The 17,336-nt window shown below is 72.2% G+C and carries 18 protein-coding genes; 11 read left to right on the top strand and 7 right to left on the bottom strand.

Going from position 1 to position 17,336, the window contains the following annotated elements:
* Window positions 1-126: 126 nt before the first annotated feature.
* The 3 genes from CIK71_RS01055 to CIK71_RS01045 all read left to right on the top strand — a co-directional run bounded on the left by CIK71_RS01055 (window position 127) and on the right by CIK71_RS01045 (window position 3,820).
* Window positions 127-1,881, top strand: a complete 1,755-nt coding sequence (locus CIK71_RS01055) for a dynamin family protein (RefSeq protein ID WP_096163337.1) — start codon at window positions 127-129, stop codon at window positions 1,879-1,881.
* On the top strand, window positions 1,878-3,590 hold the full coding sequence (locus CIK71_RS01050; RefSeq protein WP_096163336.1) for a dynamin family protein: 1,713 nt from the start codon (window positions 1,878-1,880) through the stop codon (window positions 3,588-3,590). Before CIK71_RS01055 ends, CIK71_RS01050 begins: the two co-directional genes overlap by 4 nt.
* Window positions 3,591-3,721: 131 nt before the next feature.
* A complete protein-coding gene (locus CIK71_RS01045; protein ID WP_074712200.1) occupies window positions 3,722-3,820 on the top strand; it encodes a 30S ribosomal protein bS22 in 99 nt (32 codons plus the stop codon).
* A 208-nt stretch (window positions 3,821-4,028) separates the two neighbouring features.
* Here the strand turns inward: CIK71_RS01045 and CIK71_RS01040 are convergent, their stop codons facing one another.
* Both CIK71_RS01040 and CIK71_RS01035 read right to left on the bottom strand, forming a co-directional pair.
* Window positions 4,029-4,334, bottom strand: a complete 306-nt coding sequence (locus tag CIK71_RS01040; RefSeq protein WP_096163335.1) for a glutaredoxin family protein — start codon at window positions 4,332-4,334, stop codon at window positions 4,029-4,031.
* A gap of 214 nt (window positions 4,335-4,548) precedes the next feature.
* Window positions 4,549-5,079 (bottom strand): YceI family protein, encoded by a 531-nt coding sequence (locus tag CIK71_RS01035; protein WP_096163334.1) that lies wholly within the window; start codon window positions 5,077-5,079, stop codon window positions 4,549-4,551.
* Window positions 5,080-5,335: 256 nt separating this feature from the next.
* Between CIK71_RS01035 and CIK71_RS01030 the strand changes: the two genes are divergently transcribed.
* The 6 genes from CIK71_RS01030 (at window position 5,336) to ccsB (ending at window position 11,009) form a co-directional block, all read left to right on the top strand.
* Window positions 5,336-5,872 carry a MarR family winged helix-turn-helix transcriptional regulator gene (locus CIK71_RS01030; protein ID WP_241964151.1) on the top strand — a complete coding sequence of 179 codons (537 nt, stop codon included), beginning with the start codon at window positions 5,336-5,338 and terminating at the stop codon, window positions 5,870-5,872.
* An 83-nt stretch (window positions 5,873-5,955) separates the two neighbouring features.
* Window positions 5,956-6,603 carry a histidine phosphatase family protein gene (locus CIK71_RS01025; protein ID WP_096163332.1) on the top strand — a complete coding sequence of 216 codons (648 nt, stop codon included), beginning with the start codon at window positions 5,956-5,958 and terminating at the stop codon, window positions 6,601-6,603.
* A complete protein-coding gene (locus CIK71_RS01020; RefSeq protein WP_096163331.1) occupies window positions 6,600-7,244 on the top strand; it encodes a TlpA family protein disulfide reductase in 645 nt (214 codons plus the stop codon). The genes CIK71_RS01025 and CIK71_RS01020 overlap by 4 nt, the downstream gene beginning before the upstream one ends.
* Window positions 7,241-8,056 (top strand): cytochrome c biogenesis CcdA family protein, encoded by an 816-nt coding sequence (locus CIK71_RS01015; protein ID WP_096163330.1) that lies wholly within the window; start codon window positions 7,241-7,243, stop codon window positions 8,054-8,056. Before CIK71_RS01020 ends, CIK71_RS01015 begins: the two co-directional genes overlap by 4 nt.
* A 23-nt stretch (window positions 8,057-8,079) precedes the next feature.
* On the top strand, window positions 8,080-9,846 hold the full coding sequence (gene resB / locus CIK71_RS01010) for a cytochrome c biogenesis protein ResB (protein ID WP_096163385.1): 1,767 nt from the start codon (window positions 8,080-8,082) through the stop codon (window positions 9,844-9,846).
* Entirely contained in the window at window positions 9,843-11,009 is a 1,167-nt protein-coding gene (gene ccsB / locus CIK71_RS01005) for a c-type cytochrome biogenesis protein CcsB (protein ID WP_096163329.1), read from the top strand. The genes resB and ccsB overlap by 4 nt, the downstream gene beginning before the upstream one ends.
* Before the next feature lie 215 nt (window positions 11,010-11,224).
* Here ccsB and CIK71_RS01000 read toward each other — a convergent pair whose 3' ends face one another.
* On the bottom strand, window positions 11,225-11,557 hold the full coding sequence (locus CIK71_RS01000) for a PLD nuclease N-terminal domain-containing protein (RefSeq protein ID WP_096163328.1): 333 nt from the start codon (window positions 11,555-11,557) through the stop codon (window positions 11,225-11,227).
* Window positions 11,558-11,631: 74 nt separating this feature from the next.
* Here CIK71_RS01000 and CIK71_RS00995 point away from each other — a divergent pair, with 74 nt between their 5' ends.
* Window positions 11,632-12,078 (top strand): DUF4229 domain-containing protein, encoded by a 447-nt coding sequence (locus tag CIK71_RS00995; protein ID WP_096163327.1) that lies wholly within the window; start codon window positions 11,632-11,634, stop codon window positions 12,076-12,078.
* A gap of 90 nt (window positions 12,079-12,168) precedes the next feature.
* Here CIK71_RS00995 and CIK71_RS00990 read toward each other — a convergent pair whose 3' ends face one another.
* The 4 genes from CIK71_RS00990 to CIK71_RS00975 form a co-directional block, all read right to left on the bottom strand.
* A complete protein-coding gene (locus CIK71_RS00990; RefSeq protein ID WP_096163326.1) occupies window positions 12,169-13,065 on the bottom strand; it encodes a 1,4-dihydroxy-2-naphthoate polyprenyltransferase in 897 nt (298 codons plus the stop codon).
* A 162-nt stretch (window positions 13,066-13,227) separates the two neighbouring features.
* A complete protein-coding gene (locus CIK71_RS00985) occupies window positions 13,228-14,628 on the bottom strand; it encodes an AMP-binding enzyme (protein WP_096163325.1) in 1,401 nt (466 codons plus the stop codon).
* Window positions 14,629-14,633: 5 nt separating this feature from the next.
* A complete protein-coding gene (locus CIK71_RS00980; protein WP_096163324.1) occupies window positions 14,634-15,644 on the bottom strand; it encodes a 1,4-dihydroxy-2-naphthoyl-CoA synthase in 1,011 nt (336 codons plus the stop codon).
* Window positions 15,645-15,668: 24 nt separating this feature from the next.
* Window positions 15,669-16,232 (bottom strand): GNAT family N-acetyltransferase, encoded by a 564-nt coding sequence (locus tag CIK71_RS00975; RefSeq protein ID WP_096163323.1) that lies wholly within the window; start codon window positions 16,230-16,232, stop codon window positions 15,669-15,671.
* Between the two features lie 123 nt (window positions 16,233-16,355).
* Between CIK71_RS00975 and CIK71_RS00970 the strand changes: the two genes are divergently transcribed.
* Window positions 16,356-17,333 carry an o-succinylbenzoate synthase gene (locus CIK71_RS00970; protein ID WP_096163322.1) on the top strand — a complete coding sequence of 326 codons (978 nt, stop codon included), beginning with the start codon at window positions 16,356-16,358 and terminating at the stop codon, window positions 17,331-17,333.
* Window positions 17,334-17,336: the final 3 nt, after the last annotated feature.

The following is a 17,336-nucleotide window of genomic DNA, read 5'->3' as shown; positions in this document are numbered from 1 at the left end:
TGCAGGGCAGGGCAGGGCAGGACACGAGGTCACGGCGTCAGCGCCCCGTGACCGGCCGGTCCTGAGACAATGTGCTCCGCACGACCTTGACCGGGGGCCGCGCGCCCAGGACATCCGGGGGGACTGATGACCACACAGCCGACCACGGTGCTCGAGGAATTCGCCGAGCATCTGCGCGAGCTGGACCTGCCCTTGCCCGTCGACGGCGTCGATCGGGCGCGTGAGGAGGCCGCCGCCGCGCTCTCCCAGCTCGGGGACCACGTCATCCCGCGCCTGGAATCGCTCGACGCACCCCTGCTCGTGGTGATCGGCGGCTCGACCGGCGCCGGCAAATCCACCCTGGTCAACGCCCTGGTCGGGGACATGGTCAGCCGCTCCGGAGCGATCCGGCCCACCACCCGTCGGCCGGTGCTGCTGCACCACGGAGCCGACGAGCCCTGGTTCACGGGCAGCCGCATCCTGCCCGGCCTCGCCCGCGTCCATGCCGGCGGCGACCACGACCCCGAGGCGCCGCGCGTCGGCGACACCACGGGAGACGTCGATCCCGCCACCAGCCTCGAGCTGCGTGCCGACGACCGCATCCCGCAGGGGCTCGCCCTGCTCGACGCCCCGGACATCGACTCGGTCGCTCGCGGCAATCGTGAGCTCGCCCGGCAGCTCCTGCGCGCCGCCGACCTGTGGCTGTTCGTGACCACCGCGAACCGATACGCGGACGCCGTCCCGTGGGACGTGCTGCGCACGGCGGCAGAGCGTGAGGTCACCGTCGACGTCGTGATGAACCGCATCCCCGAGCGGCCCGGTGTCGCCGAGGAGCTCGCCGAGGACCTGCGCGGCATGCTCGAACGCAGCGGCATCGAGGTCTCCCGGCTGTTCCTGGTCCCCGAGACCCGGCTCGACGAACGCGGGATGCTGCCGGCGTCGGCCATCGGCGAGCTCCAGCAGCACTTCACGCATCTGGCGGCCGACGGCGAGGCCCGGGCGCGGATCGCCCGTCGCACCGTCGGCGGAGCCGTCGCGGGCCTGGCCGTCTCCGCCCGGGACCTCTCCGAACACGCCGCAGCGCAGGAACTGGAGCGAGCCCGCCTGCGGGACGAGGCGCAGGAGGCCTTCTCCGGCTCCCGCGAGCGCATCGACGAGGCGCTCGGGGACGGCTCCCTGCTGCGCGGCGAGGTGCTCTCCCGCTGGCAGGACGTGGTCGGCACCGGCGAGTTCCTCCGCGGGGTCGAGAGCCTGTTCACGCGCGTCCGGGACCGGATCGGCCAAGCGGTCAGCGGCCGGCCCGCCCCGTCGGTCGCGGCCGAGCAGGCGCTGGGCACCGGACTGGTGCACGTCGTCCTCGACGAGACCGCCCGCGGCGCCGAACGCGCGGAGGCCGCCTGGCGCACCACGCCCGCCGGCCGCCAGCTCGCCGAGGGCGCCGACCTCTCCCGCCTCCCCGAGAGCTACCGCGAGGAGGTATCCGCGGCGATCCGTGCCTGGCAGGGCGACGTGCTCGAGCTGGTGCGCTCCGAGGGAGCGGACCGGCGCACCAAGGCGCGGGTGCTGTCCCTCGGCGTGAACGCGGTGGGTGTCGCGCTGATGATCGTCGTCTTCGCCTCGACCGCCTTCATCCCCACCGGTCTCGAGGTGGGCGCCGGCGCCGCCACCGCCGTGGTGGGCCAGAAGCTGCTGGAGACGATCTTCGGCGACGAAGCGGTGCGCCGCATGGCCCGCGTGGCCCGGGAGCGTCTCACCGAGCGCCTCGACGCCCTGGTGGCGGAGCGCTCCGAACCCTTCCTCGAGCGGCTCGACGCCCTGGCCGGGAACGCCTCCGCGGAGACGCTCGCCGAGGACGCCGCCGCGCTCGAAGAGATCGCCCGTGAGATCAGGGAGGACTCATGACCCCGCTGCTGAGCCGCCGAGCCGCCTCCGGCCCGGCCTCGCTGGCCGAGCGCATCGAGGCCCTGGACCGCGCCGCCGAGGAGCTCGACGGGATCGCCCCCGGTGCTGAGCTCGACGCCGCCCAGGAGCTGCTCGCGCGCCTGGACCGCCGCCGCGCGCTGTCCGCCGAGCACACGGTGATCGGCCTGTTCGGCGCCACCGGCTCCGGGAAGTCCTCACTCGTGAACGCCCTCGTCGGCGCCGACATCTCCCGCGCCGCCGTGCGTCGCCCCACCACCGCGGAGCCCGTGGCCGCCGTGCTCGGGGACACCGGGAGCGAGGCCCTGCTGGACTGGCTCGAGGTGGAGGAGCGCCACGCCCTGGACGGTACCGGCACCGCGCTCGAGATCGCGGCGACACCGGTGGCGGGACGCCGCGCCAAGCGCACCGAGCCCGCGGTGGCGCCGGGCGTCGTGCTGCTGGATCTGCCGGATCTTGACTCCGTCGAGGCCGGCAACCGCGCCATCGCCGAGCGGATGACCGGCATGGTCGACGTGCTCGTGTGGGTGACCGATCCTCAGAAGTACGCCGATGCGGTGCTCCACCAGGAGTTCGTGCAGGCCTTCGCCGGTCACGACGCCGTCACCGTGCTGGTCCTGAACCAGATGGATCTGCTGCGGGAGGACGAACGCCCGCAGGTGCGGGGATCGCTCGAGGCCATCGCCCGCGCCGACGGACTCGAGCAGGCGCCGGTCCTCGCCACCTCCGCGAGCACGGGGGAGGGGATCGACGAGCTGCGCTGGCAGCTGGTCACCCTCGCCCGCGGCCGGGAGGCGGCCTCCCAGCGGCAGCGGGCCGACGTGCGCGCGGCGGCGGAGCGTCTGCGCGAGGCGGCGGATCCCGACGGACTCCCGGGCGAGGTCCTCGAGGAACAGATCGACGACCTGGTGGAGGACCTCGCGCTCGCGGCCCGCGTGGAGCCCGTGGCCGACGCCGTCGCCGCCTCCTACCGCCACCGCGCCGCGGGCCGCGTGGGCTGGCCGCCGCTGCGCTGGCTGCGCGCGGTGCGACCCGATCCGCTGCGCCGCCTCGGCATCGGTCAGGAGCGCGACGGCGAGCAGCTCGAACGCACCTCGCTGCCCGAGCCCGACGCCGCCACCCGTGCCACCGCCTCCACCTCGGTGCGCCGCTTCGCCGACACGTCCTCCGAGGGCGGCGGGGACGCCTGGCGGGCCGCCGTGCGCGGTGCCGCCCGCTCGCGCGAGGACGAGCTGCCCGACGCCCTGGACCAGGCGGTCGCCGGCGCGGATCTGCGCGGGCGCACGACCTCCTGGTGGTGGCCGGTGCTCGATGTGCTGCAGTGGCTCGCGATGCTCGTGTGGGTGGTGGGCCTGGGCTGGCTCGCGCTGAACGTCGTGCTGGCGCTGCTGCAGATCCCACCGCCGCCGATGCCGATGATCGAGGAGCTGTGGATCCCGATCCCGCTGCCCACGGCGCTGCTGGTGCTGGGGATCGCCGCCGGCATCCTGATCGGCCTGGCCGGGGTCGCGCTCGCCGGGGTCACCGCGAGGCGGCATCGGCGCCGGGCACGACGGGTGCTGCTGGGCCGGGTGCGGGAGGTCGCCGCATCCCACGTGGTGGCTCCGGTCGACGCCGAACTCGCCCGCGCGGACGCAGTGACGAGAGATCTCGCACTCGCCCGTGGGGAGACACCCAGACCTTCTGTGTAGAATGATGCGTCGACCGTGGCGTCGGGCCCGCGCCGCATCACTGGACCGCTTCTGGCGGTCCTCGCGGGCCGCGCACTCCTGATCAGTTGGACCATCCCGCAGGCGTCGGCCTGCAGAACAAGAGGCATCCTATGGGTTCTGTCGTCAAGAAGCGACGCAAGCGCATGTCCAAGAAGAAGCACCGCAAGCAGCTTCGCAAGACTCGCCACCAGCGCCGCAACAAGAAGTGAGCACTGTGTGATGTGCAACGGCCCCCGCCGAGAGGCGGGGGCCGTTGCTTGTTCGAGGGCGGTCGCGTGTCCGGGGGGCGTGTGGGCACGTCGTATGTCCGGGGGCGATCGCTCACGGGCGACCAGTGCGGTTCAGGCGCGGTCGATGCTGCTCCGGCGGCCCGGTGGTGTTCAGGCGGCCCGGTGCGGTTCAGGCGATCGGTGCAGTTCAGGCGCGGCCGGTGAGACGGCGCCACCACGGCCGCTTCCGCAGGGCCGCGCGCAGCTGCTCGGCCTCCACGCGGTACCTGGCATGGACGGCGCCGTCGACGATGATGACGGGCACGTCGTAGTCCCAGTCCGCACGCAGCTGCTCGTCGGCGTCGATGTCGACCACCTCGACGGCGGTGCCCGCGCGGTCTGCCTCGGCCCGGACCACGGGCAGGGCGTCCTCGCACAGGTGGCATCCGTCGCGGGTCAGGTACAGCACCCTGGCGTCGGGGTCGGCGGGGCTCGGGATGCGCGGGGTGGTCATGGCGTGAACCTTATCGAGAGCGGCTGGGCGCCGGGACGCAGGACGCCCCGGTGCCGGGGCGGCAGAGCGGGGCGGTGAGACGGCGAGGGGGCAGTAGAGGGCGAGGCGAAGACGGGTGAGCGCCGGACGACGACGGGCCGCCCGCACCTCGGTGCGAGCGGCCCGTGCCTCTGTCGTGACGCGGTCGACGCGCCGACGGGGGAGGCGGGTCGAGTCAGGCCGCGGTGGGCGCGGTGAACTCGGCCTCGACGGAGATCTTGACCTCGTCGGAGACCAGCACGCCGCCGGCCTCGAGGGCGGCGTTCCAGGTCAGGCCGAACTCCTTGCGGGAGATCGTGGTCTGACCGGTGAAGCCGGCGCGGTAGGTGCCGAAGGGATCGGTCGCGGCGCCCTCGTACTCGAAGCTGAGCTCCACCTCCTGGGTGGTGCCGCGGATGGTGAGGTCGCCGACCAGCTTGTCGTCCGTGACCTTCGTGGAAACGAAGGTGATCTCCGGGAAGTTCTCCGCGTCGAAGAAGTCGCCGCTGCGCAGGTGGTTGTCGCGGTCCTCGTTGGCGGTGGTGACCGAGGCGGTCTTCAGCGAGACGTCGAACGAGAGGTTCTCCCCGTTGTCGCCGACCGTGAGGGCGCCCGTGACGTCGGTGAACTGTCCGCGCACCTTCGAGATGCCCGCGTGGCGCACGGTGAAGCTCGCAGCGGTGTGGGTCGGGTCCAGGGCCCAGGTGCCGGGGGTCAGATCAGTCATGGAAGATCTCCTTGAGGTCGTAGGGAGCGATCATGCTGATGCATGATCGCCTCGCTTCCTTGAAATCTAAACTAAACTGGAGGATGATGCAAGGACATGGCCACAGGGACAGGAGACAGTGATGCGTGACACGCAGTCAAGCACTGAGGGTGAGGTCGGGGCCGGCGCGACCGGATGCGCAGCAGAAGCAGTGGCAGAAGCAGCAGAGGTAGAGGCAGAAGCGGTGGCAGAGGCAGTAGGGGTAGAGGCAGAAGCAGTGGCAGCAGAGGCCGGGAGGGCGTCGACGCCGGAGGACCTCTGGCTCACGCCCTCGGAGCAGAACGCCTGGCGCGGTTTCCTCTACGCGACCACGCTGCTCACCGACCGCTTCTCGGAGGTCCTGCAGGCGGACCCGGAGATCGACCTCACGCTGGGGGAGTACGAGATCCTCGTGCGGCTGTCCGAGGCCCAGGGATCGTTCCTGCGCATGTCCGAGCTCGCGGATCGCGTGGTGCATTCGCGCTCGCGGCTGACCCACACCATCTCCCGGATGGAGAAGCGCGGGCTGGTGGAGCGGGTGCGCTGCTCCAACGACGGGCGCGGGCGTCAGGCGCAGCTGACGGTCGCCGGGCGCGAGCTCCTCGAGCGGGCCGCACCGATCCATGTGCGCTCCGTGCGCGAACTGCTGCTGGACGTCGTCGGCCACGACGACTTCCTCGAGCTCGGCCGGATCCTGGGTCGCGCGGTGCCGGAGGACGCCCCGATCGCCATCGGGAGTCCGGCTGCTCACGTCGAGGCCGCTCCTCAGGGCTGACATGGAGGTTGGATTGGTACCGTGAGGCGGCTCAGCCGCTCGGCTCCACTCCTGCTGATCTCCCGAGGGGGGAACGCGCACCCGTGACCACCACCATCGTCCACCTCGTCCGCCATGGCGAGGTGCACAATCCGGACCGCATCCTCTACGGCCGCATGCCCGGGTATCGGCTCAGCGATCGCGGCGAGCAGATGGCGCAGCACGTCGCCGATCACCTTGCCGACTCCGACATCGCCCTCGTGCGCTCCTCGCCCCTGCTGCGCGCCCAGCAGACCGCCGCGCCGATCGCTGCTGCGCACGATCTCGAGGTCACCACGGACCCGCGGATCATCGAGTCCGGCAACCACTTCGAGGGCCAGCGGATGGGTCACGGCGAGGCGAAGCTGAGCGATCCGCGCAACTGGCGCTGGTTCCTCAACCCCTTCCGTCCCTCGTGGGGCGAGCCCTATCGCGACCAGGTCTCCCGCGTGATCTCCGCCGTGCAGGAGGCCCGCCAGGCCGCGAACGGGCGCGAGGCGGTGCTGGTCCTGCACCAGCTGCCGATCTGGGTGACCCGCCGCAGCGCCGAGGGCAAGCCGCTGTTCCACGACCCCCGTCGTCGCGAATGCGGCCTGTGCTCGGTGACGAGCCTGCACTTCGTCGGTCCGCACCTCGCCGACGTCGGCTATGCCGAGCCGGCGGCCGAGCTGTACGCCGGGGCGGTCGACGCCACCGGAGGCAACCTCACATGACCCGCACGCACAGCGGGCGCTCGCGGGCGCTCCCGCCTCACCTGCCCGCGCTGCCCGGCACGTCGGCACCGCTCACGCGCCGAGGTCTCCTCGGTGCGGCCGGCACCGCCTCGGTCACCCTGCTGCTGGCCGCCTGCGGCTCGGACACCAGCGACCGCTACGAATCCGGGTACGTCTCCGGTGACGGCGTGGCCACCGAGATCGAGGCCGCCGACCGCGGCGAGCCGCTCGACTTCTCCGGCACCACCTTCGAGGACGAGGAGTTCTCCTCGTCCGATGCGCGCGGCGAGGTGCTCGTGGTCAACGTCTGGTACGCCTCGTGCCCGCCCTGCCGCAAGGAGGCCCCGGACCTCCAGGCGATCCATGAGGAGTACGCCGAGCAGGGCGTTGGCTTCGTGGGCGTCAACGTGCGCGACACCGCCGGACCCGCGAAGGCCTTCGAGGAGCGCTACGGGATCACCTACCCCTCGCTGCCGGACCCTGACGCGCAGATCATGTACGCGCTGCGCGGCCAGGTCTCCCCGAACGCGGTGCCCTCGACGCTCGTGCTGGACGGCGAAGGACGGGTCGCCGCTCGCATCTCCGGCGGCATCGACCCCTCGACGCTGCGCGCGATGATCGACAAGGTGCTGGGCGAATGATCAGCGCCGATGCCGGCTCCGCCTTCCAGGCCACCGCGATGTCCGGGTCGCTCCTGCTGGCCGTGGCCGTCGCCGCCGCGGCCGGCCTGGTCGCGTTCCTGTCGCCCTGCGTCCTGCCCGTGGTCCCCGGATACCTGGGCTACGTCTCCGGCCTCGCGGGGCAGGGGGCCGGGGCCGCCGGGCCGGGCAAGGGAGCCAGGAAGCCTGCGGGGCGAGGTCCGGGTGCCGGAAGGATGGCGCTGGGCAGTCTGCTGTTCGTCGCCGGATTCACCGTGGTGTTCATGGTGCTCGGCGGGTTCGCCGGGGCGCTCGGCTACCTCCTGCAGGAGTACATCGTCTGGATCAACCGCGTCGCCGGCGCGGTCGTGATCCTGATGGGCCTGGTCTTCATGGGCGTGTTCCCCGGTCTCGGCATGAACCGCTCCGTGACCAGCAAGAAGCCCGATGCGGGCCTGCTCGGCGCTCCCGTGATGGGGCTCGTCTTCGGGCTCAGCTGGACCCCCTGCATCGGCCCCACCTACGCCGCGATCGTCGCGCTGTCCCTCGAGGGCGGCGGCGACGGGGCGGCCCTGCGCGGCGGCGTTCTCGCCCTCGCGTACTCGCTGGGCCTGGGGATCCCCTTCGTGCTGTTCGCGCTGCTCTTCGAGCGCGCGCTCGGCCTGAGCCGCAAGCTCGCCAAGCACCGCCGCTCGATCGGCCTGCTCTCCGGCGCGCTGCTCATCGCGATCGGCGTGCTGCTCATGACCGGCCTGTGGTCGGAGTGGATGAGCGAACTGCAAGGACTGATCGCCACCTTCGAGCCGGTGGTGTGATGACTCGCCACGACGAGGACCCCATGAGCACATCCGACGGGACGGACGAGACCCTGAACAGCGCACGCACCGGACGCCCTGCAGCGGCCCCGAGCGAGACCGCCGCGAACTCCTGGAGCTCCAAGAAGGACAAGGACGCCCCCCGCGGCGGCGGGAGCGGTCCCTCGATGCCGTCCCTCGGACTGCGCGGCACCCTGCTGTTCCTGTGGCGCCAGCTGACCAGCATGCAGACCGCGCTGATCCTGCTGATGCTGCTCGCGATCGCCGCGGTGCCCGGCTCGCTGTATCCGCAGCGCAGCGTCAACCCCGCGCTCACCCAGCAGTTCCTCGACGAGAACGGCAGGTGGGGGGAGATCCTCGACAAGCTCGGCTTCTTCGGGGTGTTCTCCTCGCCGTGGTTCTCGGCGATCTACCTGCTGCTGTTCATCTCGCTGATCGGCTGCATCATCCCCCGCGTCGGAGTGCACCTGCGCCAGCTGCGCGCCAAGCCGCCCCGCACGCCCTCGCGGCTGACCCGCTTCACCGGCTACACCCGGATCGAGCTGCCGGGCGCCGAGGCGGACGCCGTGCTCGAGACCGCGCACCGGTCGCTGCGCCGCTCGCGGTATCGCACCGTCGTGCGCGAAGAGCAGCGCTCCCGATCCGTCAGCGCCGAGCGCGGCCTGCTGCGCGAGAGCGGCAACCTGGTGTTCCACATCGCGCTGGTCGGAGTGCTGATCTGCGTCGCCGGCGGTCAGCTGACCAGCTACCGCGGGCAGATCACGGTGGTCGAGGGACAGGGCTTCAGCAACTCCCTGACCCAGTACGACTCCTTCGACTCCGGCGCCTGGTTCGATCCCACGTCCCTGCCGCCCTTCAGGTTCACGCTCGACGACTTCCGTGCCGAGTACGTGCTCGAAGGGGCCGACGAGAGCCGCGTGGGCCAGCCGCTGTCCTTCGAGGCCGACGTGGACGTCACCACCCCGGGCGAGAAGAACGAGAAGCGGACCCTGCAGGTCAACAAGCCGCTGCACGTCGACGGCACGTCGATGTACCTGCTCGGCAACGGCTACGCCCCCGAGGTCACCGTGACCGACCCCGAGGGGACCGTCGTGGCCGAGGGCCCCGTGGTCACCGTGCCGTCCGGGGACACCGGTTACACCTCGCAGCTGGTGATCAAGGCGCCGGACGCCCGCCCCGAGCAGACCGCCGTGGTCGGGTTCTTCCTGCCCACCGGCGTGATCGACGAGCAGGGCCCGCACTCGATCTACCCCGACCTGGCCGACCCGCAGCTCGCGATGTCCGTCTTCCACGGCGATCTGGGCCTGGACTCGGGCATCCCGCAGAACGCCTACGAGGTCGACGTCAGCTCGCTGGACCCGGTGACCAACTCCGATGGCGAGCAGGTGCTGATCCGGCTCGCACCGGGCGAGGTGTACGAGCTGGAGGACGGCACCACCATCAGCTTCGACGGGGTGCTGCGGTACGCCGCCTTCGACCTCGCCCACGATCCGTTCGAGCGCTGGGTGCTCGTCAGCGCGCTGGCCGCCGCCACCGGCCTGATCGTCTCGCTGTTCGTGCCGCGCCGGCGCCTCTGGGTGCGGGTCAGCGGCGGATCCGCCGACGATCGCACCGACGGCACCGTGGTGCTCGAGGTCGCCGGACTCGCCCGCAGCGACGATCCGGCGCTCGAAGAGGACGTCAAGACCCTCGCCAAGAAGCTCAGCACGGCGCAGGATGGGACAGGACGTCCTGGCCCTGCTCCGACGACCGGCCCCACCGATGACACCCCCGAAGGAAGTGCACTGTGATTGACCAGCAGCTGGCGGAGATCGCGAATCTCGCCATCGTGGTGACGATCGTGCTGTACGTGCTCGCGCTGATCGGCTTCGCCGCCGATCTCGCCTCCACCTCGCAGCGTCGCAGCGACGAGCGCCTCGCAGCCCGCGAGAAGCACGAGGCGCAGAGCCGTGACCAGGAGACGTCGGCCGAGGCCGCCCTGCCCGCGACAGTCGGGGCATCCGGTGGCGCCGGCGCCCACGTCGCCGGGGATGCGCAGGCCTCCGCCGGTGCGGCCGTCGGGTCGGAGGGAGCCGGGGGCGGCGACGTCGCCGGCACGGACGGGGCGGCCGCCGCGTCCACCCCGTCGGCCACGACGGCGGGTGCTGCGGCATCCGGATCGATGACCGCGCAGAACTTCGCGTTCATCCTGGCCTCCGCGGCGACCGTGCTGCACATCGTGGGTGTCGCGCTGCGCGCCGTGGCCACCCAGCGCGTGCCCTGGGCGAACATGTACGAGTTCGCCACCACCAGCACCGCTGTGGTGATGGCCGCCTTCCTGATCTTCTCGATCAAGCGCACCGACCTGCGGGCGCTGGGCACCTTCGTGGTGGGCCCGGTGCTGCTGACGATGCTGCTCGCCCAGACCCTGTGGATCGTCCCGGCCGCGGAGCTGACGCCGAGCCTGCAGAACTCCCACTGGATCTACATCCACATCGCGGTCGCGATCCTCTCGACCGCGCTGTCGATCCTCGGCGCCGTCGTGGCCTCGCTCCAACTTCTCCAGGCCCGCCATGAACGCGCGCTGATGCTGAAGGCGGAGGCCGGCGAGCAGTTCCCTGAGCACTGGGGCCGCTTCGGGCACGTGCTGGATCGTCTGCCGAGCTCGACCGCGCTCGAGGCGCTCAGCTTCCGCATCCACTCCGTCGCGTTCGTGTGCTGGACCTTCACGCTGATCTTCGGCGCGATCTGGGCCCGCGAGGCCTGGGGCCGTTACTGGGGCTGGGACCCCAAGGAGGTGTGGACCTTCATCATCTGGGTCATCTACGCCGCCTACCTGCACGCTCGCGCCACCGGTGGTTTCCGCGGCAGCCGCGCCGCCGGTCTCGCCCTGGCGGGCTTCGTGGCCGTGGTCTTCAACTACACGATCGTGAACACCGTGATCAACGGCCTGCACTCCTACTCAGGTCTCTGAACAGAGTCCGAGCACGAGCGCGGCCCCGGTGGACGAGAGTCCATCCGGGGCCGCGCTTGTCATGTGGTGGAGGCTGAGGGGGAGCAGTGAGGGAGCAGCCGCTCGGGCAGCGCGTGCTGGTGGGGTGATCGCTCGGGGAGCACGCTCTCGTGGAGCGATTGCTCGGGGCATGGCGTGCGTGGGGCCGGCGTGCGTCGCGCAGAGCGTCGGGAGAGTCAGCCGATGGGGTCGTCGGGCTCCTCACCCTGCTCGCGCTGCTGCCGCTCACGCCGTTCACGACGGATGTCGTCGTCCAGCCGGCGCAGGAACTCGGGGTCCTCGTCGGGGGCCGATGGGCCGTCACGACGCGGCCGCGCATCCGGTTCCGGTGCGCGCTCCCGTCCCACCACCAGCCAGGTGATCGGACCCACCCAGGGCAGCAGCACGATCAGTACGATCCACGCCCACTTGGGAATTCCGCGCACCTTGTCGTCCACCGTCTGCACGCAATCAGCGAGCGCGAAGACGGTGAGCGCGATCGAGAGAACTGCCAGTAACCCCTTAACCATGGCCGAAGTCTAGAGACCCCACCTGAACACTGGTGATTCGGCAAGCTCCCATGCGGTCGAACTACTCTGGGGGCATGCGAGAAATGGCCCTCTTCGCCGTCATCCGTCTGGCCCTGTGGCTGGGCATCTGGTGGCTGCTCACCCAGATCCAGGTCGGAGTGATGCTCGCCGGCGTGCTCGCGGCTGTGATCGCGATGCTCCTGTCGATCCTGTTCCTGGACCGTCTGCGCTCGAAGGTCGCGCTGCGGTGGAAGGCGGCCGACGACCGCCGCCGAGAGCGCAGGGGCGAGAAGCACGACGAGGACGCCGAGGCCGAGGACGCCTACCTCGATGCCCACACCGATGACGACTCCTTCGACGGCGGCTCCTCCGCGACAGGGGTGCAGGGCGCTGCCGCAGACGACTGGACCCGCGCGGTGGACGGTGGTGCCGAGGCCGCGGACGAGAGCACGGCGGGTGAACGCGCAGCGGATGCGGGCACCGCGGACGAGGGCCCGGAGCCCACGGCCTCCCGAGGCTGAGCGAGCAGAGGACGCCGGACTCGAAGCGCCGGCTGCGCTGGCTGAGTCAGCTGTGCCGGTTCAGGCAGCGGTGCGAGCTGCGGGAGGTGCTCACAGGCACAGGCCGAGCAGCAGCAGGAGCGAGAGCACCAGCTCCAGCCGGCCGGTCGCGCCCAGCGCCGGGATGAGGTCCCTGCCCATGGCGCCGCCCAGCACGGTGCGGACGGGACCGATGGCGAGCGGCAGCGCCAGCAGCACCAGCGCCACCTGCCACTGGACGACCATCACCGGGACCAGGAGCACGAAGGGCAGCAGCAGCATCGCGGTGAACAGAAGGCGGGTGCCGCGCTCCCCGAGCCGGACGGCGAGGGTGCGCTTGCCGGCGATCGCATCGGTGGGGATGTCGCGCAGGTTGTTGGTCAGCATGAGCGCCACGGCGAGCAACCCGATCGCGACGGAGACCAGCAGTGCGACCCAGTGCGGATGCGGCGTGATCGCATAGGCGGTGCCGTTCACAGCGACCAGCCCGAAGAAGAGGAACACGAAGACCTCGCCCAGCCCGAGATAGCCGTAGGGCTTCCGGCCGCCGGTGTAGAACCAGGCTGCGGCGATCGCGGCGGCGCCGATGAGCAGCGCGCCCCAGATCTGCGCGAGCACGATGAGCACGAGACCGAAGACTCCGCCGGCGGCGAGCGCACCGAATGCGGCGGCCTTGACGGTCCCCGGGGCGGCGGCTCCCGAGCCGGTGAGCCGGAAGGGGCCCACCCGGTCGTCGTCCGTGCCGCGGATCCCGTCCGAGTAGTCATTGGCGAAGTTCACGCCGATCTGCAGACAGAAGGACACCGCCAGGGCCAGCAGCGCGCGCGGCACGACCAGCGACCAGTCCACGGTGCCGGTGGTCTCGGCCAGCTGCCAGACGGCGACGCCGGTGCCGGCCGCGACGGGCGCGAGGGCGGCGGGCAGGGTGCGGGGGCGGGCGCCCTGCACCCACTGCGACAGGCTGGCCATCGTGCTCCTCAAGACAGGGGCCGCCCGATCGACGGCCTCCACGAGAATACGCCGCGGTCAGGGCCGGCGCCCGGGTCGTGGCCGACGGCACACGCCTGCCGGCGGGGCTCGTCGGCGAGTCGCTCAGCCGCCGAAGGGTCGGCCAGCCCCCGGGTGGGTCGCTCAGTCCCCGGTGGGCCGCTGGCCCTCGGCGAGGCGGCGCGCGGCGGCGCGGTCCAGCTTCCCGATGCCGAGCCGGGGCAGCTGCTCGACCGCGTGGACCCGCTTGGGGATCATGTGCGCCGGGACGTCGCTGGTGCGCAGCGCGGAGCGCACCAGGGCGGTGGCCTCCTCGGGATCGCTCCCCTCGGCCAGGGTGACGAGCGCTTCGACGCGCTGGCCCCATTCCGGATCCTCCACGCCCACGACGAGGCTCGAGAGGACCAGATCGCGCAGCATGAGGGAGCGGTCGATCGCCCGCTCGACATCCTGGGGGAGCACCTTGCGCCCGCCGGTGTTGATGACGTCGTCGGCGCGGCCCAGCACGGTCAGCGCGCCGTCCTCGGCGATCTGCGCGAGATCGGAGGTGGTGAAGCTGCGCATGATGGCGTCGCTGTCATGGACAGTCCCGCTGGTCTGGCTGGTCTGGCTGGTCTGGCTGGTCTGGCTGAACGGGCTCGTGTCGATGCCGCCGTCGGCCGTGAGATAGCCGAGCGCGAGCGTGGGGGAGGAGACGACCAGACGGCCCGCTCCCTCGGCGTCGGGGGACTGAGCGTGCAGGCGCACCCCCGGCAGCGGGAAGCGGTCGTAGACGCAGCCGCCGGCAGTCTCCGAGGAGCCGTAGGTGGTGCGGACGGCGATGCGCTGGGCGCGGGCGGCGGCGAGCACCTCCGGCCCGGTCGCCGCACCGCCCACGAGCACGCCCGCGAAGCGCTTCAGCACGGAGCGGGCCCTCGCGTCGGCCCCGGTGGCGCCGGTGAGGATCCGGGTGAGCTGCGTGGGCACCAGCGAGGTGAAGGCGGGCAGTCCGCGCTGCTCGGCCTGGGCGAGAGCCGGCTCGGCGAGCGCCACGAAAGCGTCGGCGTCGAAGTGGCCACGCAGGTCCGGCAGCGGATCCGGGAGCGCCGGAGAGTCCAGACCGAGCACCTCGGCGGTGCGATGTGCACGGGCGATCACCTGCACGCCGGCGATGTGCGTGGGCGGCAGCAGGGGCAGCCAGAAACCGTGGCCCCGGGTGCCGGTCGCCGTCCCGTCGGCCGCGAAGAGAGCCGCCGTCGCCTCCTGGGAGGCACGCAGCGCTGCGCGGCTCAGGGCCACCGCCTTCGCCGTGCCCGTGGATCCGGAGGTGGGCACCACCAGGGCGGTGTCCTCGAAGTCGGAGGGCAGGGCGGCGGGCGCCGGGAAGGGCCCCAGCCACAGCCGCCCGGTGCCCGTCATCACCTCGCCGATCGCGCGCACATGGGTCGTGAGCGACGCGGCCGAGGCGTCGTACGTCGGCGGGATCAGCCAGGGCGCGGTGCGCGCGGCGGAAGCGCCCGCTCCGGAGGGGCCGGAGGGGCCGGAGGGACCGGGGGGAAGGGTCATCGCCGTCAGCCCTGCGGGTGGGGGAACTGCGACCAGTCGGGCTCGCGCTTGTCCAGGAAGGCGTCGCGCCCCTCCACGGCCTCGTCCGTCATGTAGGCCAGGCGGGTCGCCTCGCCGGCGAACACCTGCTGGCCCATCAGGCCGTCATCGGCCAGATTGAAGGCGAACTTCAGCATCCGGATCGCCTGCGGGGACTTCGTGGCGATGGTCGCGGCCATCTCGAGCGCCACCGCCTCGAGCTGGTCGTGGTCCACGACGCGATTGACCGCGCCCCAGTCGTAGGCGTCCTGCGCGGAGTACTCCTCGGCGAGGAAGAAGATCTCCCGGGCGCGCTTCTGCCCCACCTGCTTGGCGAGATAGGCGGAGCCGTAGCCGCCGTCGAAGGAGCCGACATTCGCATCGGTCTGCTTGAACCGGGCGTGCTCGCGGGAGGCGATGGAGAGGTCCGAGACGACGTGCAGGGAGTGGCCGCCGCCGGCCGCCCAGCCGTTGACCACGGAGATCACGACCTTGCCCATGGTGCGCATCAGGCGCTGCACCTCCAGGATGTGCAGCCGGCCGCTGGAACCGGCGCGCACCTGGTCGGTCTGACCCAGCTCCTCGGCCTCGGAGTACTCGTAGCCGGCGCGACCGCGGATGCGCTGGTCGCCGCCGGAGCAGTAGGAGCGGCCGCCGTCCTTGGGGGAGGGGCCGTTGCCGGTGAGGAGGATGACGCCCACGCCGGTGTCCAGGCGGGCGTGGTCCAGGGCGCGGTACAGCTCGTCCACGGTGTGCGGACGGAAGGCGTTGCGCACCTCGGGACGGTCGAAGGCGATGCGCACGCACGGCAGATCCCGGGGCGCGCCTCCTGCCGTCCCTGCGGCCGCGGCCTCCCCGGCCGGGCGGTCCACGGCGCGGTGATAGGTGATGTCGGTGAAGGCCGGCCCGCCGTGCTCCTGCGCGGGGACGTCCCGCCAGCGGGAGGGGTCGAAGGTCTCGGAGACCTGACGGGGCAGAGGGGCAGGCGCGGAGGTCATGGCCTCAGGGTATCGCCGACGCCGTCAGCCGCGGGCGGGCTCCTCGTGCCACGGGAGCTCCGCCGTGGTCGGGACCGGATCGGTCCTCAGACGGCCGTGGGTGAGCACGTCGTGACGCTCACCGTCGATGAGGAACTTCGCCCTCTCCGTCCCCTCGTGCACGAACCCGGCCGCCCGGGCCACCGCGCCGGAGGCGGGATTGTTCGCCCGATGGCCGAGCTCGAGCCGCTCCAGGTCCCAGCCGCCCTCGGCCTGCGGGCGCAGCGCCCGGTTCGCGACGGTCGCCGCGGCGCGACCGCACACTCCCCGGCCGCGCGCGTCGGCGGCGAGCCAGTAGAAGAACCAGCCCAGACGGTCCTCGGGCTCGACGCTCACGCCCACCACGCCGACCAGCCCGTCGGTCGAGGTCTCGACGATCGCCATGCCGTGGCGGGACGGCGCGGCGAGCCAGGCAGCCATCTCGTGGGCCTGGTCGAGCGTGGAGACGTTCCCCTGACGGGCCATGTCCGCCGCGGAGGAGAACGCGGCGAGGATCGCGGTGGCATCGCTCTCACGGACGCGTCGCAGGGCGTGGGTGCTGGTGCTCATCAGGACCGATCCTAGGCGGGTCCTGGGCGTGCAGGGCCCGAGTTCGGTGGGGGAGGCCACGTCCGGCGGAGAGTCAGGGCGGCGGGTTCCCGGCCACGGCCCTGCGCCCGCTAGCCTCGTGGGATGCTCATCCCCTCCGCACTGCGCGAGCGCGGCATCGATCGCGTGCACGCCTGGACGATCCCCATGACCACGCGCTTCCGCGGCATCACCGAGCGCTCGGGCCTGCTGCTGCACGGCCCGGCCGGCTGGGCGGAGTTCTCGCCGTTCTGGGACTACGACGCCGAGGAGTCCTCGGCCTGGCTGCGTGCCGCGCTCGCCGACGCGACCGCGCAGCGCCCGGAGCCGCTGCGCCAGGAGATCCCGATCAACTCCACGATCCCGGTGGTCCCGGCCGTGCTCGCGCACCGCATCGCGACGGTCGGCGGCGCGGGCACCGCGAAGATCAAGGTCGCCGACCCCGGCTCGACCCTCGCGGAGGACGCCGAGCGGATCGAGGCGGTGCGTGATGCGATGGGCCCGTCCGCCCGCCTGCGGATCGACGCCAACGCCGCCTGGACCCTCGAGCAGGCCCTCGACGCGCTGCCCGTCCTGGACCGCGCCGCCGGCGGTCTGGAGTACGCCGAGCAGCCGTGCGCGAGCATCGAGGACCTCGCCGCCGTGCGCCGCGCCCTGGACATCCCGATCGCGGCCGACGAGTCCGTGCGCCGCGCCGGGGACCCGCTGCGGGTCGCACGCGCCGAGGCGGCCGACGTGCTGGTGATGAAGGTGCAGCCGCTCGGCGGCGTGCAGCGCTGCCTCGATCTCGCGGAGCAGGCGGGGCTCCCGGTGGTCGTCTCCTCGGCGCTGGAGTCCAGCGTCGGCCTCAGCGCGGGGCTGGCGTTCGCGGCCGCACTGCCGGAGCTGCCCTACGCGTGCGGTCTGGCGACCGCCTCCCTGCTCACCGGCGATCTCGTCGATGACCCCCTGCACCCGCGCGACGGTGTGCTGCCGGTGGGGCGCCAGGCCCCCGCCGAGGCGCCGCTGGACCGGCACGTCGCGCCGTCCGACCTCGCTGACCAGTGGCAGCAGCGCCTCCAGGAGTGCGCCGACGCCCTCTGAGGG

Origin of the sequence: Brachybacterium alimentarium, from assembly GCF_002332425.1 — a bacterium.
GTDB classification, from domain to species: Bacteria; Actinomycetota; Actinomycetes; order Actinomycetales; family Dermabacteraceae; genus Brachybacterium; species Brachybacterium alimentarium.
This window is presented reverse-complemented; position numbering and strand designations above follow the sequence as displayed.

What these genes read in the sequence shown, in the direction of transcription:
- CIK71_RS01055 (WP_096163337.1), top strand. Translation starts at nt 127, where the DNA reads ATGACCACACAGCCGACCACGGTGCTCGAGGAATTCGCCGAGCATCTG.
- CIK71_RS01050 (WP_096163336.1), top strand. Translation starts at nt 1,878, where the DNA reads ATGACCCCGCTGCTGAGCCGCCGAGCCGCCTCCGGCCCGGCCTCGCTG.
- CIK71_RS01045 (WP_074712200.1), top strand. Translation starts at nt 3,722, where the DNA reads ATGGGTTCTGTCGTCAAGAAGCGACGCAAGCGCATGTCCAAGAAGAAG.
- CIK71_RS01040 (WP_096163335.1), bottom strand. Translation starts at nt 4,334, where the DNA reads ATGACCACCCCGCGCATCCCGAGCCCCGCCGACCCCGACGCCAGGGTG.
- CIK71_RS01035 (WP_096163334.1), bottom strand. Translation starts at nt 5,079, where the DNA reads ATGACTGATCTGACCCCCGGCACCTGGGCCCTGGACCCGACCCACACC.
- CIK71_RS01020 (WP_096163331.1), top strand. Translation starts at nt 6,600, where the DNA reads ATGACCCGCACGCACAGCGGGCGCTCGCGGGCGCTCCCGCCTCACCTG.
- CIK71_RS01015 (WP_096163330.1), top strand. Translation starts at nt 7,241, where the DNA reads ATGATCAGCGCCGATGCCGGCTCCGCCTTCCAGGCCACCGCGATGTCC.
- resB (WP_096163385.1), top strand. Translation starts at nt 8,080, where the DNA reads ATGAGCACATCCGACGGGACGGACGAGACCCTGAACAGCGCACGCACC.
- CIK71_RS01000 (WP_096163328.1), bottom strand. Translation starts at nt 11,557, where the DNA reads ATGGTTAAGGGGTTACTGGCAGTTCTCTCGATCGCGCTCACCGTCTTC.
- CIK71_RS00995 (WP_096163327.1), top strand. Translation starts at nt 11,632, where the DNA reads ATGCGAGAAATGGCCCTCTTCGCCGTCATCCGTCTGGCCCTGTGGCTG.
- CIK71_RS00990 (WP_096163326.1), bottom strand. Translation starts at nt 13,065, where the DNA reads ATGGCCAGCCTGTCGCAGTGGGTGCAGGGCGCCCGCCCCCGCACCCTG.
- CIK71_RS00985 (WP_096163325.1), bottom strand. Translation starts at nt 14,628, where the DNA reads ATGACCCTTCCCCCCGGTCCCTCCGGCCCCTCCGGCCCCTCCGGAGCG.
- CIK71_RS00980 (WP_096163324.1), bottom strand. Translation starts at nt 15,644, where the DNA reads ATGACCTCCGCGCCTGCCCCTCTGCCCCGTCAGGTCTCCGAGACCTTC.
- CIK71_RS00975 (WP_096163323.1), bottom strand. Translation starts at nt 16,232, where the DNA reads ATGAGCACCAGCACCCACGCCCTGCGACGCGTCCGTGAGAGCGATGCC.
- CIK71_RS00970 (WP_096163322.1), top strand. Translation starts at nt 16,356, where the DNA reads ATGCTCATCCCCTCCGCACTGCGCGAGCGCGGCATCGATCGCGTGCAC.